This is a genomic window from Rhodococcoides fascians A25f (assembly GCF_000760935.2).
Taxonomy (GTDB): domain Bacteria; phylum Actinomycetota; class Actinomycetes; order Mycobacteriales; family Mycobacteriaceae; genus Rhodococcoides.
In genome coordinates, this window is record NZ_CP049744.1 from 2,353,722 (window position 1) to 2,370,632 (window position 16,911).

Sequence of the window (16,911 nt, forward strand, 5' to 3'; positions counted from 1 at the left end):
TTAAGCTGCGAGGGTGGAACCGGTTGCGCGTTGGTGGGACGGCGTCGAACTGTGGGTGACGGGTCTGCCGTTCGTACCGCAGGCGATCGTCGTGCTGCTGGTCATCGTGCCGACTGCGTTCCTGCTGGCGCGGGTGTTCGATCGCCTTCTTGCGGTGGTCCTACGCCTGCTCGGTCGCGACGCCCGCGCTGCTCGCGAGGCGGAGTCGACGGCTGGTGCCTCCACCACGACGAAGGATGGACAGTAATGCCACGGTCTCGGGTAACGCTGGCGCTCATCGCGCTGCTGGTGCTGGTTGTCATCGCCTGGCTGCTCACTCGGTAGGGCCTCGTCGACACGGCTCGGCCGACGGCTGCGCCGTCGAGTCACCGGGCGCGTCCGCTGAATTAGAGTCCGTCCGAAACCTCTGCTAGATTTCTGACCGTGTCTTCTGCCGCCGAGTACCGCGTCCGCCATCAGTTGGCGTTGATTGCTGTCGGCATGTTGGCAGTCGCCGATATCGACTGTTGTTGATTTTCCCTCCGTCGAATCGGTTTCCTCGATCCGTGCGTCCGCCTCGCGTGACGTGGGTCGTAGATGTTCCCGCTGCCGCTCATGGTGATCTCGCGCTGCCGAGGTGGTGTCCGGTTCGACTCGGGGAGTGACGACTTCTGCCCAGTTCGTTCTCAGTACACGCCATTCATGAAAGGCCATCCTTCGATGAGTCATAGCTCTCGTTACCTGCTGACAACGTTCGCCGCCGTGGGAGCACTTCTTCTCACCGCGTGCGGCGGTGGATCGAGTGACGTCGTCGGCGGCGGATCGGACACCGCCAGCGGTCCCGCCCTGACCCTGGTGGGATACGCCGTCCCCAAGAATGGTTGGGACGCAATCGGTCCCGCTTTCGCAGCCACCGAGGACGGCGAGGGAACCGCCATCAACGCCGACTACGGTGCCTCGGGCAACCAGTCTCGCAAGGTGGCCGACGGTGCACCCGCCGACATCGTCAACTTCTCGGTCGAACCCGATGTCACCCGACTCGTCAAGGCCGGCAAGGTCGACGAGGACTGGAACCAGAACGCCTACGGCGGAGTGCCGTTCGGCTCCGTGGTGACCATCGTCGTGCGCGAGGGCAACCCGAAGAACATTCGTACCTGGGACGACCTGATCAAGCCCGACGTACAGGTCATCAGTCCCAGTCCGCTCAGCTCGGGCTCGGCCAAGTGGAATCTCCTTGCTCCGTATGCGGCGAAGAGCAACGGCGGCCAGGACAAGCAGGCCGGTCTCGATTTCGTCCGCACCCTCGTCTCCGACCATTTTCCGGTTCAGCCCGAATCCGGCCGCGCGGCAACCGAAGCCTTCCTGCAGGGCCAGGGTGACGCACTGCTGAGCTACGAGAACGAGGCGCTGCTGATCGAGGAACAAGGACAGAAGGTGGAGCACGTCGACGTTCCCGTCACGTTCCGCATCGACAATCCCGTGGCAGTGATCAACAGCAGTGCCAACCTCGATCGAGCCAATGCTCTGAACGATTTCATCTACACCGACGAGGGGCAGAAGATCTGGGCCGAGGCAGGCTTCCGGCCGACCAACCCGGACATCGCCTCGGAGTACTCCGACAAGTTCTTCACCCCCGAAAAGCTCTACACCATCGACGATCTCGGTGGCTGGACGCAGGTCGACGCCGACCTGTTCGGCGACAACGGCGCAATCACGACGATCTATCAGGAAAGTACTCGGTAGAGATCGATGCCATCTTCGACCACCGAAACCGCAACTGCGGGTTCGCCAGTCCCGCCCGGTACGAGACCCCGGTTTCGTGCCGGGCGGGAAGGCCGAAAGTTCAGGGGACCAGGATCGGTGGGGCCACTCGGTCTCGGGGTCGCTGTGTTGTGGCTCAGCGTCATCGTGCTGCTTCCGTTGGCCGCGTTGACCGTACAGTCCTTCGACGCCGGCCTCTCCGGATTCTGGGACGCGATCACCGAATCCCGCGCCATCGCCACGTTCAAGGTGACGCTCGTCGTCTCCATCGCAGCCGCGGTGATCAACCTCTTTCTCGGCACACTCATCGCATGGGTTCTGGTGCGGGACGAGTTCCCCGGTAAGAGATTCGTCAACGCACTGATCGATCTGCCCTTCGCTCTGCCCACCATCGTCGCCAGCTTGGTGCTGCTCTCGCTCTACGGCCCGGCGAGTCCGATCGGTTTGGTGTTCAATGCAACCAAGCCCGCAGTCATCGTTGCGCTGTTGTTCGTCACGTTGCCGTTCGTGGTGCGTGCGGTGCAGCCGGTGCTCATCGAACTCGACCAGGACGTCGAGGAGGCGGCCGCCTCGCTCGGCGCGAACAACTGGACCATCTTCCGGCGCATCGTTCTGCCGGTGCTGCTCCCCGCGGTGCTGTCGGGTGGGGGCCTCGCGTTCGCCCGCGCCATCGGCGAATTCGGTTCGGTGGTGCTCATCGGCGGCAATATCCCCGACGACACCCAGGTCGCCTCGCAGTACATTCGCGAGCTGATCGAGTACGACCGCCCGATCGACGCCGCAGCTATCTCGGTGGTGCTGTTGGCCATTGCGTTTGCAGTGCTGTTCGTACTTCGTATCATCGGAAACCGGCTTGCCAGACGCGAGGAGCAGCTCTCGTGAAGATCAGCCTGCCGGTCAAACTGTCCCTGCGCACGATTGCGTTGATCTATCTCGCGGTACTCGTGCTCTTTCCGCTCGCTGCCATCCTGTATCGAACGTTCGAAGACGGCGTCGTGTCGTTCTTCGAGCAGATCACCACTCCTGCGGCACAATCGGCCTTGCAACTGTCACTGCTGATCGTTGCCATCGTGGTACCGATCAACGTCGTCTTCGGTGTGGTCACCGCGCTGGCGTTGGTACGAGGGCGGTTCCGCGGTAAAGGCGTACTCGAGGCAATCGTCGATCTGCCTTTCGCGGTGTCGCCGATCATCACCGGTGTCGCGCTGATTCTGCTCTGGGGTGCCAACGGGTGGTTCGGAGGAATCGAAAGTCTCGGCTTCAAGGTGATTTTCGCACTTCCCGGCATGGTGATAGCGACCATCTTCGTGACGCTGCCGTTCGTCGTGCGCGAAGTGGAACCGGTCCTGTACGAGATAGGCGAAGAGCAGGAAGAAGCAGCATCGACCCTGGGTGCAAGCTCCTGGCAGACGTTCTGGCGCATCACCCTTCCGGCGATCCGGTGGGGCCTGACCTACGGTGTCGTACTCACCGTCGCGCGTTCGCTCGGCGAGTTCGGTGCCGTCATCATGGTCTCGACCAACCTGCCCGGCATTTCGCAAACACTGACGTTGCTGGTCAATTCACGCTATGAGGACTTCAATCAACAGGGCGCGTACGCCGCGTCCACGCTGCTGATGGCGATCGCCGTCGTCGTGCTGTTGCTGATGACGGTTCTCGACAAGAAGAGGACGAAGTAATGACCGAGAAATCCTCCGAGATCGAGATCTCCGTTGTCGGTGCCAACAAGCACTACGGCGATTTCGCAGCTCTCGACAACGTCAGCATCGACATCCCCAAGGGATCGTTGACAGCGCTTCTCGGCCCCAGCGGCTCGGGCAAGTCCACTCTGCTGCGCTCGATCGCAGGCCTCGAACAACTCGACTCCGGTCGGGTGGTGCTCGCAGGCCAGGACGTGACGTGGGTCAGTCCGCAGCGACGCGAGATCGGATTCGTCTTTCAGCACTATGCGGCGTTCAAACACCTCACGGTGCGAGACAACGTCGCGTTCGGTCTGCAGATCCGCAAACGGCCCAAGGCCGAGATCGCCAAGAAGGTAGACGAGCTGCTCGAGATCGTCGGGCTGGCCGGGTTTCAGAGTCGCTACCCGGCGCAGCTCTCCGGTGGCCAGCGTCAGCGCATGGCGCTTGCTCGCGCCCTCGCAGTCGACCCACAGGTGCTCCTCCTCGACGAGCCCTTCGGCGCGCTCGACGCCAAGGTGCGCGCCGATCTACGGACGTGGCTACGCCGCCTGCACGACGAGGTGCACGTCACCACTGTTCTGGTGACGCACGACCAGGAGGAGGCGCTCGACGTCGCGGACCGGATCGCGGTGCTCAACAAGGGCCGGATAGAGCAGGTCGGCACCCCGGAGGATCTGTACGACCGTCCGGCCAATAACTTCGTCATGTCGTTCCTGGGCCAGGTCGCGAAGCTGAACGGACTTCTGGTGCGGCCACACGATATTCGCGTCGGGCGTGATCCGTCGTTGGCGCAGGCCCAAGCCAGCGGAACCGCAGAATCGGCCGGCGTGACGCGCGCCGTCGTCCAGCGTGTGGTGCATCTCGGCTTCGAGGTGAAGGTCGAGCTCGAGAACGCGGCCACGGGTGAACTGTTCGCCGCGCAGATCACGCGCGGTGACAGTGAGGCCCTCGGTCTTCGTGAGGGCGAGACCGTCTACGTGCGAGCGACTCGGGTGCCGACGATCGCCGACGCCACCGATGCGGCGCGGGCAACTGCCGAGTCGTAGCGCCGCGATACCAGTTCGGCCAGAGCTGGGTGCGCTCCGATCACGTCGGCGTGCATCACATCCGGTCGGTCCGACAGTGATGCTTCGATCCGATCAGTGAGCAGTCCCGGGGCAAGGAACCAGGGTGCCACGACAATGCGAGTGGCACCCATCGTGCGCAGGTGCGCGACGGCGTCCTCGGGGGACGGCTCGACGGACGTGGCAAAACAGGTCACGGCACCGGCCCAGCCGGTCCCGGCGAGCAATTTCTGGGCGACCACTCGGGTGCGCTGATTCGCCGGTGACGCAGAGGATCCGACCGCAGCCAATGCGATGCCCACAGTCGGATCGTTCGGTGCGACACCGGTATCGAGGATGCGGTCACGCACTGCTTCGATCAGGAGGCGGTCGTCGCCCAGCACGTCGGCCTGCACGATCGACACGTGCCGATGCCGGGTGCGTGCGTCGGCCAGCAGCTCCGGCAGGTCGACCTTGGCGTGAAAGGCCTTGCCCAGCAACAACGGGACGCTGACGATGCGGGTGTGTCCAGCGTCGACCACGGCGTCCACGACATGCCCGACGCCGGGCTCGGTGAGGTCCAGGAACGCGACGCGTACGTCCAGATCCGGTCGCCGCCGACGTAGGACGTCGACGGCGCGGTGGATCGCTGCGCCGGAGCGCGGGTCACGACTGCCGTGGGCAACCGCGATCAGTGCGGTCACGCCGGAACTGCCGACCCCAGCTCGACTGCAGCCAGAGCGTTGCCGACGAGCCCGGCGGCCAGTGTGTTGCCGCCCGCAGGATCGATCAGCAAGAAGCTGCCCGTGTGCCGGTTGACGGCGTAGTCGTCTGCCACGATCGGTTCGGCGACCCGCACCGAGATGCGGCCGATCTCGTTGAGCTCCAACGATTCCGGGCTTTCCTGTGCGGTGAGCTGCTGTTCGTCGAACCGCTCGATCAGAGCCCCGACGATGGCCTGGGTGGTGCGGGTTCCGTGCTTGAGCAACAGGCGAGCGCCTGGGCGAAGCGGCTTCTCCGCGAGCCAGCACACGGTGGCCTCGAAATCGCCGATCGGCTCGGGTGCGTCCTGCGGGGAGGCGATGGTATCGCCGCGCGAGACGTCGACGTCGTCGGCGAGGACGAGTGTGACACTGCGTCCAGCGTGAGCTGTGCGCAGTTCACCATCCGCGGTATCGATGCGCTCGACCGTGGTTCTGGTGCCGGAGGGCAGAATGACGACCTCGTCGCCGACGTCCACGGTGCCGGCCGCCACCTGCCCGGCGTACCCGCGATAGTCGGGGAAGTCGGCTGTGCGAGGCCGGATGACGTACTGCACAGGGAAACGAAGACCGACGCGGTGCGGTTCGGCGTCGACCGGAACCGACTCGAGGTGTTCGATGAGGGTGGGTCCGTCGTAGTACGGGGTCTTGTCGGACTTCACCGCGACGTTGTCGCCGTGCAGTGCGGACACCGGAATTTCGATGACGTCCTCGGTGGACCAGCCGAGCGAGGAGGTCAGCGAATTGAACTCTGCCGAGATTTCGGCGAAGACGGTCGCGGGGTCCTCGACCAGATCGATCTTGTTGACGGCCAGCACCAGGCGCGGAACGCCCAGGAGGGCCAGAACCGCTGCATGCCTGCGGGTCTGGGTGATCACACCTTTGCGGGCATCGACGAGCAGGATGACCAGCTGAGCCGTCGACGCGCCCGAGACGGTGTTGCGGGTGTACTGCACATGGCCGGGAGTATCGGCCAGTACGAAGGAGCGATTGGGCGTCGCGAAGTAGCGGTAGGCAACGTCGATCGTGATGCCCTGTTCACGCTCGGCACGCAAACCGTCGACCAGGAGGGACAGATCCGGTGTGGCCAGGCCCTTGTCCACCGACGCGCGAGTGACGGCGTCGATCTGGTCTGCCAGAACGGATTTGGTGTCGTACAACAGCCGTCCGACGAGGGTGGACTTACCGTCGTCGACGCTACCTGCGGTGGCGAGGCGAAGGAGCTGAGTTCCTGTGCTGCTCATCAGAAGTATCCTTCTCGTTTGCGATCTTCCATGGCAGCCTCGGACACGCGGTCGTCGCCGCGAGTGGCTCCGCGCTCGGTCAGCCTGGACGCGGCGACCTCGGCGAGGATCGCCTGATTGTCGGCGGCTTCGGACAACACGGCACCGGTAGTGGATCCGTCGCCGACGGTGCGGTAGCGCACCGAGAGCGTCTGCAGCTCCTCGTTCTCGGCCGGTCCGCCCCATACGCCCGGCGTCATCCACATGCCGTCGCGTTGGTACACGGGGCGCTGGTGCGCGTAGTAGATGCTCGCCAGTTCCACGTCGTCACGCGCGATGTAGCGCCAGATGTCGAGCTCGGTGAAGTTGCTGAGCGGGAACACGCGCACCTGCTCGCCGGGGGAATGCCTGCCGTTGTACAGATTCCACAGTTCGGGGCGCTGCTTCTTCGGCTCCCACTGACCGAATGCGTTGCGCAGCGAGAAGATTCGCTCCTTGGCGCGGGCTCGTTCCTCGTCGCGTCGCGCACCGCCGAAGACTGCGTCGAATCTGTTCTCGGAGATCGCGTCGAGAAGCGGCACGGTCTGCAGCGGGTTGCGGATGCCGTCGGGGCGCTCGGTGAGGCGGCCGTCGGCGAGGTACTCCTCGACGCTGGCCACGTGCAGGCGCAGGTTGTACTTCGCGACGACGTGATCGCGGAAGTCCAGCACCTCCTGCAGGTTGTGACCGGTGTCGACGTGCAGCAGCGCGAACGGTAGGGGAGCGGGCCAGAACGCCTTGATCGCCAGGTGCAGCAGTACGGTCGAGTCCTTGCCGCCGGAGAACAGAATGACGGGGCGCTCGAACTCGCCCGCCACCTCACGGAAGATGTGGATGGCTTCGGATTCGAGTGCGTCGAGGGTGTCGAACCGATCTGCATCGAGATGGGTCCGACCGACGGTGGCCGAGGTGAGGTCGAGTGTCATGAGGCGTGCAACCCGCATTCGGTCTTGGCCTTGCCGGCCCATCGACCGCTACGTGGGTCGGCGCCGGGGGCTGGTTTGACGGTGCACGGTGCGCACCCGATGGACGGATATCCCTCGTCGACGAGGGGATTGACCAGTATCGAATGTTCGTCGATGTAGGCCTGCATCTGCTCGTCCGACCACGGTGCGATCGGGTTGATCTTCACCAGGCCGAAGGCGTCGTCGAAAGAGATGAGCGGGGCGTTGGCCCGGGTGGGGGCCTCGACCCGACGGATGCCGGTGACCCACGCGCTGTAGTTGGCCAGCTCCTTCTTCAAGGGCGCGACCTTGCGCATCGCGCAGCAGCGATTGGGCTCGCGGGCGAACAGGTCCTTGCCCTCGATCGAATCCTGTTCTGCGACAGTCTTCTCGGCGCGGGCGTTGACGACATGAACACCGTAGACGGCCTCGACGGCGTCGCGCGTTCCGATGGTCTCGGCGAAGTGGTAGCCGGTGTCGAGGAACAGCACGTCCACACCCGGGTGAACCTGTGCAGCGAGGTGAACGAGAACCCCGTCCTGCATGTTGGAGGCAACGATGAAGTCGTTACCGAAGTTGTCCTCGGTCCACTGCAGCAGCTCCAGTGGGCTGGCCCCGTCGAGTTCGCGGGCACCGCGCTCGGCGATGTCCTTCAATTCCTCTACCGTCAAATTCAGCCTGGTACTCATCGCAAATCCGCCTCGTCTGCTCGCACGGCCCACTGAGCGAACCGTTCGCCGTCCTCGCGGTGCTTGTCGAAATTGCGCACCACTCTGTCGATGTAATCTCCCAGCTCGGAGCTGTTCACCTTGTGCTGGCGCAACTTCCGGCCGAACGCACTGTCCAGACCGAGGCTGCCTCCGAGATGAACCTGGAAACCCTCGATCTGATTCCCGGCTCCGTCGTCGACCAGAAGGCCCTTGAAGCCGATGTCGGCGATCTGCGACCGCGCGCACGAATTGGGGCAGCCGTTGATGTTGATCGTGATCGGCACGTCGAGCTTGCTGTTGATGTCGGACAAGCGCTCTTCGAGCTCCGGGACGAGAACCTGTGAACGCTTGCGGGTTTCGGCGAACGAGAGCTTGCAGAACTCGATGCCGCTGCACGCCATCAGGTTCTTACGCCAGTGCGAGGGCCGGGCAGGCAGGCCCAGTGCATCGAGGTCGGAGATCAGCTGCTCGAGCGTCTCGTCCGGAACATCGAGGACGATCAGCTTCTGGTACGGCGTGAACCGGACGCGATCCGACCCGGCCTTCTCGGCGGCGTCGGCGACGGCAGCGAGGATGGTGCCGGACACGCGGCCCGCGATGGGTGCAACACCGACGGCGTTGAGGCCGTTCTTGAGCTTCTGGATCCCGACATGATCACGGGGCCGAGCGGGCTTCTCGGGCGCCGGGCCGTCGATGAGCTTGCGGTGCAGGTACTCGTCCTCGAGGACCTGGCGGAACTTCTCGATGCCCCAGTCCTTGATGAGGAACTTCAGGCGCGCCTTGGTGCGAAGCCGGCGGTAGCCGTAGTCACGGAAGATCGAGACGACGCCTTCCCACACGTCGGGAACGTCCGCGAGCGGAACCCAGACGCCGACTCGCTGCGCGAGCATGGGGTTGGTGGACAGTCCGCCGCCGACCCACAGGTCGAGTCCGGGCCCGTGCTCGGGATGTACGACGCCGACGAATGCGCAGTCGTTGATCTCGTGCACCACGTCCTGCAGGCCCGAGATCGCCGTCTTGAACTTGCGCGGCAGGTTGGAGTACTCCGGCTTGCCGATGTAGCGCTCGACGATCTCGTCGATGGCGGAGGTGGGGTCGAGGATCTCGTCGACGGCCTCGCCCGCGAGCGGGGAACCGAGCACCACGCGTGGGCAGTCGCCGCACGCCTCGGTGGTCTTCAGGCCGACCGCTTCGATCCGACGCCAGATCTCGGGGACGTTCTCGACCTCGATCCAATGGAACTGCACGTTCTCTCGATCGGACAGGTCGGCGGTGTCGCGACCGAACTCTCGAGAGATTCCCGCGAGCACACGCAGTTGCTCGAGGTTCAGTGCGCCCGCGTCGCAGCGGATGCGCATCATGAAGTACTTGGCCTCGAGCAGGTCGATGTTGTCGTCACCGGTGAAGGTGCCGTCGTACCCCTGTTCACGCTGGGTGTAGAGGCCCCACCAGCGGAAGCGGCCGCGAAGGTCGCCCTTGTCGATGCTGTCGAAGCCCTGCTTGGAGTAGATGTTCTCGATGCGGGCACGCACGTTGAGCGGGTTGTCGTCCTTCTTGGACTGCTCGTTGGCGTTCAGTGGCTCCCGGTAACCCAGTGCCCACTGGCCCTCGGCTCGACGCTTGGTCGGCCGCGGTGTGCGCTCCCGTGGTGTGGCGGAGGCAGCGTCGGTGGTCGCGTCGCTGGTCGACGACATGCATTGCTCCTGCATCTTCTGTGCTGGCCGGCTTCCGTGCTGGCATTCTTCGGGTCGTCGCGCGAGGCGCTCGCGACACGAGTGGGAAGCCGGTGGATCGAATGGACGTGCTCGAAGGAGGCTGGGTCAGCAGCCGGTCGTGTGTCGACACGACGCGCTGCAGACACGGCCGAGATCGACATGGCGGCGCGCCACGAGTCGAATTCCTGAGTCGGTCACGGGTGCCATTGTGCCACGTCATCGGGGCGACGGAAGACCGCGGCGGCTATTTACCCCGATTTCGGGGTAAATAGGCTGGCAGGGCTGCTGCGATTGCTCTCGGCGGCGGGTGGGGAGAAGGCCCCGCACTCTCTGGGAGACTGGAGACCGTGAATACCGTCGTACCCGTCCCGTCCACCTTCGAGTTGCCGACCGAGGCGTTCGACGGCGTGGGGGACCGGGCGTTCGGGATCTACGTGCACGTTCCGTTCTGCGCCACGCGATGCGGCTACTGCGACTTCAATACCTACACGGCGGGGGAGCTCGGTACGTCGGCGTCGCCGCAGTCGTGGTTGGAGGGCCTACGCCGGGAACTCGACATCGCCGCGGGGCTGATCGGAGCGGAAACCGGTCGCGTCCCGACGGCCGACACCGTCTTCGTCGGCGGCGGCACACCGTCACTGCTCGGGGGCGACGGATTGGCCGACGTCCTGGGTGCGGTCAGGTCCAGTTTCGGTCTGACCGACGGCGGCGAGGTGACCACCGAATCGAACCCGGAATCGACGTCTCCGGAGTTCTTCGACCGACTCCGCGCCGCAGGTTTCACCCGGGTCTCGCTCGGAATGCAGTCCGCCGCACCGCATGTGCTCGCAGTTCTCGATCGCACCCACACACCGGGTCGAGCGGTCGCTGCGGCGAAGGAGGCTCGCGCGGCCGGGTTCGAGCACGTCAACCTCGACCTCATCTACGGCACTCCGGGCGAGCGAGACAGCGACCTCGATCAGTCTCTTGCCGCCGTGCTCGCGGCAGGCGTCGACCACGTCTCGGCGTACGCGCTGATCGTCGAGGACGGCACGGCCATGGCCCGCAAAGTGCGCCGCGGTGAGCTGCCCGCCCCGGACGACGACGTGCTGGCGAGTCGATACGAACGTATCGACACGGCTCTGAACGCAGCAGGCCTTTCCTGGTACGAGGTGTCGAACTGGGCCACCGATGCCGACGCGCAGTGCCGCCACAACATCGGCTACTGGGACGGCGGCGACTGGTGGGGCGCGGGTCCGGGCGCACACAGCCACATCGGCGGCACCCGGTTCTGGAACGTCAAACACCCGGCGGCATACGCCGATCGCCTGGCCACCGGGGTACTGCCGGTGCACGGCAGCGAATTACTCAGCGCCGAGGATCGACACCTGGAGGAGCTGATGTTGACCGTCCGACTCCGCACGGGAGTGCCGGTGAGTGTGCTCGGGCCGGCCGAGCGCACCGCTGCCGAACAGGCGGTCGTAGACGGGTTGATGTCGGCGCAGGGTGACCGTCTCGTGCTGACCGACCGAGGACGATTGCTCGCCGACGCGGTAGTGCGCAGCATCGCAGCGGCGTAGCGCAGACCTACTCAGGCACTCAGCGTTTCCAGGACCTTCGTACCCTCAGGCACTCAGGGCGTCGTAATCGAACACTCTGGCGTGCAACACTGTTCGGTTCCGCAGTGCTGCACGCACGGCTCGGTGCAGACCGTCTTCGAGATAGATGACGCCGCGGAACTGCACGGCGTGGGGGAAGAGATCGCCGTAGAAGGTGGAGTCCTCGGACAGCAATCGGTCGAGTTCGAGCACCTTTGTCGTGGTGACGATCTCGTCCAAACGTAGCTGGCGTGGCGGGATTCTCGACCAGTCGCGGATGGACAGACCGTGCTCGGGGTACGGCTTGCCGTCACGAACACCCTTGAAGATCATCGCGAGGCCTGAGCCGCTGGATCGAATCGAAAGAACGTTTCCACCCGGACCACAGTAAGGCCTTGCACGAGCATGCGTGCCTCGGCTACTAGACTCGAGCGACGATTGGAAACGAGAACGGAGGTGGGCACCGATGTCGAGCACCGACGACAGGCGGTTCGAGGTTCTACGAGCGATCGTGGCGGACTACGTGTCCACCCAGGAACCCGTCGGTTCACGGGCGTTGGTCGAGCGACACAACCTCGGCGTGTCGAGTGCCACCGTGCGCAACGACATGGCTGTTCTCGAGGCCGAGGGGTACATCGCTCAACCGCACACCAGCTCCGGTCGGGTACCGACCGACAAGGGGTATCGCCAGTTCGTCGATCGGATCGCCGACGTCAAGCCGCTGTCGGCGGCCGAACGCCGGGCCATCCTGGAATTCCTCGAGAACGGCGTCGACCTGGACGATGTTCTGCGGCGCGGCGTCCGACTGTTGGCTCAGTTGACCCGTCAGGTTGCCGTGGTGCAGTACCCCACACTGTCGGCGTCGTCGGTTCGGCATCTCGAGGTGGTGGCGCTCACCCCGGCTCGGTTGCTGCTGGTGCTGATCACCGACTCGGGGCGGGTCGATCAGCGCATCGTCGAGCTCGGTGACGTCCTCGACGACGAGAATCTGTCGCAGCTGCGTCGCCTGCTCGGCAGCGCGTTGGAAGGAAAGCGACTGGCAGCCGCGTCCGTCGCGGTGGCCGAACTCGCCGAGAACGCTCCGGCCGGGCTCCGGGACGCCATGATCCGTTCGGCCACGGTGCTGGTGGAATCGCTGGTCGAGCACCCCGAGGAACGCCTGGTACTCGGCGGAACGGCGAACCTGACGCGCAACGCCGCGGACTTCGCCGGCGACGCGGGGTTTCCCGGATCGCTCCGAGCGGTACTCGAGGCGTTGGAAGAGCAAGTGGTGGTGCTCAAACTGCTCGCAGTGACGCAGGACACCCGCACCGTGACCGTGCGGATCGGTGAGGAAACGCAGGTCGAGGAGATGCGTGGAACGTCGGTGATTTCCACCGGCTACGGGTCGGCTGGCATGGTCCTCGGAGGAATGGGTGTTCTGGGGCCGACCCGGATGGACTACCCAGGAACAATTGCGTCGGTCGCCGCGGTTGCCAGGTACATCGGCGAGGTCCTGGCCGAGCGCTGAGACGAGCGAGAACCGATCGAAGACCGGCAGCGGGGGCACGGGCCGCCGGCACGCAGCATCAACGAACGAGATTCATCTTCTAGGACGAAAGAGACGACGTGGCACGGGATTATTACGGGACTTTGGGCGTCGGCCAACAGGCGACTGACCAGGAGATCAAGCGCGCCTACCGAAAGTTGGCGCGAGAACTGCACCCGGACGTCAACCCGGACGAGGCCGCACAGGCCCGGTTCAAGGACATCTCCACCGCCTACGAGGTGCTCTCCGATCCGGAGAAGCGTCGCATCGTCGACCTCGGCGGCGACCCGCTGCAGCAGGGCGGCGGAGGCGGCGGCGGTGGGTTCGGTGGAGCCGGATTCGGCGGTGGCCTGGGGGATGTGTTCGAGGCATTCTTCGGCGGCGGTGCCGGTGGGGCCCAGCGCGGGCCCAAGGGGCGTGTGCAGCCGGGAGCCGATTCGCTGCTACGGACCAAGCTGACCCTCGACGAGTGCGCCACCGGCGTGACCAAGCACATCACCGTCGACACCGCGATTCTGTGCGACCTGTGCACCGGCTCGGGCACCAACGGCGACTCCAAGCCGGTTCGGTGCGAAACCTGCGGCGGTGCCGGTGAGGTGCAGTCGGTGCAGCGCTCGTTCCTCGGCCAGGTCATGACCAGCCGTCCGTGCCCCACCTGCCGCGGTGCAGGCGAGACCATTCCCGATCCTTGCCGCAAGTGTGGCGGCGACGGGCGGGTGCGCTCGCGTCGCGACATCTCGGTCAAGGTTCCCGTCGGCGTGAGCAACGGCATGCGGATCCGTCTTGCTTCGCAGGGTGAGGTCGGCCCGGGCGGTGGCCCCGCGGGAGATCTGTACGTGGAAATCGTCGAACAGCAGCACGAGGTGTTCGTCCGCGACGGCGACGATCTGCACTGCACCGTCCGCGTTCCGATGGTCGACGCCGCACTCGGCACCTCGGTGAACATCGATGCGATCATCGATGGGCCCACCGAGATTTCGATAGAACAAGGCACACAACCGAATTCGACGACCGTGTTGCGCGGGCACGGTATGCCCAAGCTACGTTCCGGTATTCGCGGTGACCTGCATGCCCACCTCGAGGTCATCGTGCCGACCAAGCTGGACAGCAAGCAGACCCAACTGCTCGAACAGCTCAAGTCGATGAGAGATCGCGACTCGGCCGAGGTCGTCACCACCGGTTCCGCACACAGCGGTGGACTGTTCTCGCGGTTGCGGGAAGCGTTCAGCGGTCGTTGATCCATGGCCCCCACGGTCTTCTATCTCTCGCCGCTGCCGAAGGTCGGCGACATCGCCGTCCTCGACGGTAAGGAGGGGCATCACGCCGCGACGGTGCGACGCATTCGCGTCGGAGAGCGGGTGCTGCTCGGTGACGGAGCGGGCGGCTTGGCCGATACGGTCGTCGCCGCAGCGGAGAAGAACCGACTGGAACTGACCGTGCAGTCGCGCAGCGAGATGCCGCGTCCCACTCCGGTGGTGACGCTCGTGCAGGCATTGCCGAAGGCGGACCGATCGGAACTCGCCATCGAGCTGGCCACCGAGGCAGGCGTCGACGCTGTTGTGCCCTGGCAGTCCGCGCGCTGCGTCGCACGGTGGGAGGGCCCGAAGGCGACGAAGGGCGTCGCAAAATGGCGGAGCACCGCAGCGGAGGCAGCCAAGCAGTCGCGTCGGGCATTCATCCCCGAGGTCTCCGACCTGCACGATTCGCGTGCCGTGTATGCCCTGGTCGGCTCGATCGTCGCGCGCGGCGGGGTTGTTGCCGTGCTGCACGAGGGTGCCACCTCGGCGTTTCGGGACCTGCCGTTCGATTCGGTTCCCGAGGTCGCGCTCGTGGTCGGCCCCGAAGGTGGCCTCGACGACCGCGAAGTTGCTGCCCTCACCGAAGCCGGGGCAACCCCGGTCGTGCTGGGACCGACGGTGCTGAGGACGTCGACGGCAGGAGCCGTGGCACTCGGCGCGCTGGGGGTGCTCACCTCTCGCTGGACGCAACTTCCCCCGGATTTTCGGAACGCATGAGCGCACGGATCAAGATTGCGTACGGCGATCATGCTGAGCAATTCGGCCATCTCTACCTGCCGCCCGAGCCCGTCGATGCGTCGACGCCGGTCGTCGTGGTGATACACGGCGGATTCTGGAGCGGGCAGTACGGATCGAACCTCGGCACCCAATTCGCGCGCGCTGTCGCGGGAGCCGGCGCGGTGGCGTGGAACATCGAGTACAGACGTGTCGGCGCGGGCGGGCACTGGCCGGAGATGCAGTCCGACGTCCTCGCAGCTCTCGACGTCGTCGCCGGTGCGGTGCAACACCACGCCCCGGCCGGCATCGACGACGTTCGCGTCATCGGACACTCCGCAGGCGGGCACCTGGCAGTGTGGCTCGGCGGCGAAACGAGTACGACAGTGCGGCCGTCGCGCATCGTCTCGCAGGCCGGTGTCCTCGACCTGGAGCCGCGTGGTGCGTCGGGTCGAACCAATCCGGCGGTCGAGGCGTTGCTGCAGGCTCGATACGAGGACGACCCCGCGCTGTACCGATCGGCCTCGCCTGCTGCCCGTGCACCCATCGGTATCCGGACGATCTGCCTGCACGGGTCCGAGGACGTCCAGGTCCCGGCGGTGCAGAGCGAGCGGTACGTCGAGACGGCGAGAGCAGCCGGAGACGACGCGCTGCTGACGATGGTCCCCGGCGAGGACCACTTCGCGTTCCTGAACCCGGATTCGCGGTGTTGGGCACTCTCGCTCGACGCCGTGCTGGGCCGAAGCGGCGAGTAATAGGAATGCGCATCGATGCTGCGGCGTTAAACTTCATTCGAACACCGATCCATGTCTCCACAACCGAAACAAGAGAGCAGGCCATAGCCACCACGTGAGTGAACACAGCGAATTTCCCGCCGAGCGTGATGTTCGGTCCACCTTGGAGCTCGCCCCCGAAGCAGTGATGCCACTGCTGGGACAGTCCGACGAGAACCTGCGGGCGCTCGAGCAGATGCTGACGGCAGACATCCACGTACGAGGAAACGCCGTGACGCTCACCGGAAAAGTGGCCGACGTGGCGCTGGCCGAACGGGTGATCTCCGAGTTGGCCGCGCTCGCCAAGCGCGCCCAGCCGCTGACTCCCGACGCCGTCCGCCGCTCGATCGCCATGCTCACCGAGGGCGTGTCCGATTCGCCCGCCGAGGTCCTGAGCTTGGACATTCTCTCGCGTCGCGGCAAGACGATCCGGCCCAAAACGCTGAACCAGAAGCGGTACGTGGACGCGATCGACGCCAACACCATCGTGTTCGGCATCGGACCTGCCGGTACCGGCAAGACATACCTCGCGATGGCCAAGGCCGTTCAGGCATTGCAGACCAAACAGGTCAGCCGCATCATCCTGACGCGTCCGGCAGTGGAAGCGGGCGAGCGCCTCGGCTTTCTGCCCGGTACCTTGCACGAGAAGATCGACCCGTACCTGCGCCCGCTGCACGACGCGTTGCACGACATGATGGACGACGAAGCGATCCCCAAGCTGATGCAAGCAGGGGTCATCGAGGTCGCCCCGCTCGCGTACATGCGCGGTCGTACGCTCAACGACGCGTTCATCATTCTCGACGAGGCGCAGAACACCACGGCCGAGCAGATGAAGATGTTTCTGACGCGTCTGGGGTTCGGCTCGAAGATCGTGGTCACCGGCGACGTCACCCAGGTCGACCTTCCGGGTGGCGCAAAATCGGGATTGCGTGCCGCATCCGAGATTCTCACCGACCTCGACGACATCCACTTCGCGCAGCTCACCAGCAGCGACGTGGTGCGGCATCGCCTGGTCTCGGAAATCGTCGACGCATACGAGCGCTTCGAGTCGGCATCGGAAGGTGTGATTCCCAACCGCGAGCAACGCCGCAGCGGTGGACCGCGTTCGGCGAGAAGATGATTCAGGTGTACGAAACGACAGGCAACGAGAGCGTGGGTAGTGGC

Annotated in this window: 18 protein-coding genes; 12 read left to right on the forward strand and 6 right to left on the reverse strand. The window is 65.2% G+C overall.

Annotation, left to right across the window (positions count from 1 at the left end; all coding sequences use genetic code 11):
• Nucleotides 1-13 precede the first annotated feature (13 nt).
• The 6 genes from BH93_RS11145 to BH93_RS11165 all read left to right on the forward strand — a co-directional run bounded on the left by BH93_RS11145 (nt 14) and on the right by BH93_RS11165 (nt 4,468).
• Nucleotides 14-247, forward strand: a complete 234-nt coding sequence (locus BH93_RS11145) for a hypothetical protein (RefSeq protein WP_032402409.1) — start codon at nt 14-16, stop codon at nt 245-247.
• Between the two features lie 176 nt (nt 248-423).
• On the forward strand, nt 424-513 hold the full coding sequence (locus BH93_RS28225) for an Ms4533A family Cys-rich leader peptide (protein WP_310180897.1): 90 nt from the start codon (nt 424-426) through the stop codon (nt 511-513).
• 186 nt (nt 514-699) lie between these two features.
• Nucleotides 700-1,722 carry a sulfate ABC transporter substrate-binding protein gene (locus tag BH93_RS11150; RefSeq protein ID WP_037177855.1) on the forward strand — a complete coding sequence of 341 codons (1,023 nt, stop codon included), beginning with the start codon at nt 700-702 and terminating at the stop codon, nt 1,720-1,722.
• Between the two features lie 6 nt (nt 1,723-1,728).
• Nucleotides 1,729-2,622: a sulfate ABC transporter permease subunit CysT gene (cysT, locus tag BH93_RS11155; RefSeq protein WP_080739266.1), complete on the forward strand. Its 894-nt coding sequence runs from the start codon at nt 1,729-1,731 to the stop codon at nt 2,620-2,622.
• A complete protein-coding gene (gene cysW, locus BH93_RS11160) occupies nt 2,619-3,419 on the forward strand; it encodes a sulfate ABC transporter permease subunit CysW (protein WP_037177277.1) in 801 nt (266 codons plus the stop codon). The genes cysT and cysW overlap by 4 nt, the downstream gene beginning before the upstream one ends.
• On the forward strand, nt 3,419-4,468 hold the full coding sequence (locus BH93_RS11165) for a sulfate/molybdate ABC transporter ATP-binding protein (protein ID WP_037177279.1): 1,050 nt from the start codon (nt 3,419-3,421) through the stop codon (nt 4,466-4,468). Before cysW ends, BH93_RS11165 begins: the two co-directional genes overlap by 1 nt.
• Here BH93_RS11165 and BH93_RS11170 read toward each other — a convergent pair.
• From BH93_RS11170 to BH93_RS11190, 5 genes are read right to left on the reverse strand one after another with little or no spacing between them, the layout of a single operon-like run.
• Nucleotides 4,396-5,169: a sirohydrochlorin chelatase gene (locus tag BH93_RS11170; RefSeq protein WP_037177280.1), complete on the reverse strand. Its 774-nt coding sequence runs from the start codon at nt 5,167-5,169 to the stop codon at nt 4,396-4,398. The genes BH93_RS11165 and BH93_RS11170 overlap by 73 nt on opposite strands.
• Nucleotides 5,166-6,470: a sulfate adenylyltransferase subunit 1 gene (locus tag BH93_RS11175; RefSeq protein WP_165712701.1), complete on the reverse strand. Its 1,305-nt coding sequence runs from the start codon at nt 6,468-6,470 to the stop codon at nt 5,166-5,168. The genes BH93_RS11170 and BH93_RS11175 overlap by 4 nt, the downstream gene beginning before the upstream one ends.
• The gene (cysD, locus tag BH93_RS11180; RefSeq protein WP_032379176.1) at nt 6,470-7,414 is read right to left on the reverse strand and encodes a sulfate adenylyltransferase subunit CysD; all 945 of its coding nucleotides are present in this window, start codon (nt 7,412-7,414) and stop codon (nt 6,470-6,472) included. Before cysD ends, BH93_RS11175 begins: the two co-directional genes overlap by 1 nt.
• Nucleotides 7,411-8,121 carry a phosphoadenylyl-sulfate reductase gene (locus BH93_RS11185; RefSeq protein ID WP_032379572.1) on the reverse strand — a complete coding sequence of 237 codons (711 nt, stop codon included), beginning with the start codon at nt 8,119-8,121 and terminating at the stop codon, nt 7,411-7,413. The genes cysD and BH93_RS11185 overlap by 4 nt, the downstream gene beginning before the upstream one ends.
• Complete coding sequence (locus BH93_RS11190; protein ID WP_037177860.1) at nt 8,118-9,836, reverse strand: nitrite/sulfite reductase; 1,719 nt, start codon at nt 9,834-9,836, stop codon at nt 8,118-8,120. The genes BH93_RS11185 and BH93_RS11190 overlap by 4 nt, the downstream gene beginning before the upstream one ends.
• Before the next feature lie 368 nt (nt 9,837-10,204).
• Here BH93_RS11190 and hemW point away from each other — a divergent pair, with 368 nt between their 5' ends.
• On the forward strand, nt 10,205-11,416 hold the full coding sequence (hemW, locus tag BH93_RS11195; RefSeq protein WP_037177283.1) for a radical SAM family heme chaperone HemW: 1,212 nt from the start codon (nt 10,205-10,207) through the stop codon (nt 11,414-11,416).
• Nucleotides 11,417-11,461: 45 nt separating this feature from the next.
• On the opposite strand, the gene BH93_RS11200 is transcribed toward hemW, so the two are convergent.
• Nucleotides 11,462-11,767, reverse strand: coding sequence for a type II toxin-antitoxin system VapB family antitoxin (locus tag BH93_RS11200; protein ID WP_032379172.1), 306 nt, complete (start codon nt 11,765-11,767; stop codon nt 11,462-11,464).
• A gap of 133 nt (nt 11,768-11,900) precedes the next feature.
• Between BH93_RS11200 and hrcA the strand changes: the two genes are divergently transcribed.
• From hrcA to BH93_RS11225, 5 genes are all read left to right on the forward strand, one after another.
• Entirely contained in the window at nt 11,901-12,944 is a 1,044-nt protein-coding gene (hrcA, locus tag BH93_RS11205) for a heat-inducible transcriptional repressor HrcA (RefSeq protein ID WP_032379171.1), read from the forward strand.
• Nucleotides 12,945-13,042: 98 nt separating this feature from the next.
• Complete coding sequence (gene dnaJ / locus BH93_RS11210) at nt 13,043-14,200, forward strand: molecular chaperone DnaJ (RefSeq protein ID WP_032402415.1); 1,158 nt, start codon at nt 13,043-13,045, stop codon at nt 14,198-14,200.
• Nucleotides 14,201-14,203: 3 nt separating this feature from the next.
• Complete coding sequence (locus BH93_RS11215) at nt 14,204-14,977, forward strand: 16S rRNA (uracil(1498)-N(3))-methyltransferase (RefSeq protein ID WP_037177284.1); 774 nt, start codon at nt 14,204-14,206, stop codon at nt 14,975-14,977.
• A complete protein-coding gene (locus tag BH93_RS11220) occupies nt 14,974-15,729 on the forward strand; it encodes an alpha/beta hydrolase family protein (RefSeq protein WP_037177285.1) in 756 nt (251 codons plus the stop codon). The genes BH93_RS11215 and BH93_RS11220 overlap by 4 nt, the downstream gene beginning before the upstream one ends.
• 94 nt (nt 15,730-15,823) lie before the next feature.
• The gene (locus BH93_RS11225) at nt 15,824-16,867 is read left to right on the forward strand and encodes a PhoH family protein (RefSeq protein WP_032379167.1); all 1,044 of its coding nucleotides are present in this window, start codon (nt 15,824-15,826) and stop codon (nt 16,865-16,867) included.
• Nucleotides 16,868-16,911: the final 44 nt, after the last annotated feature.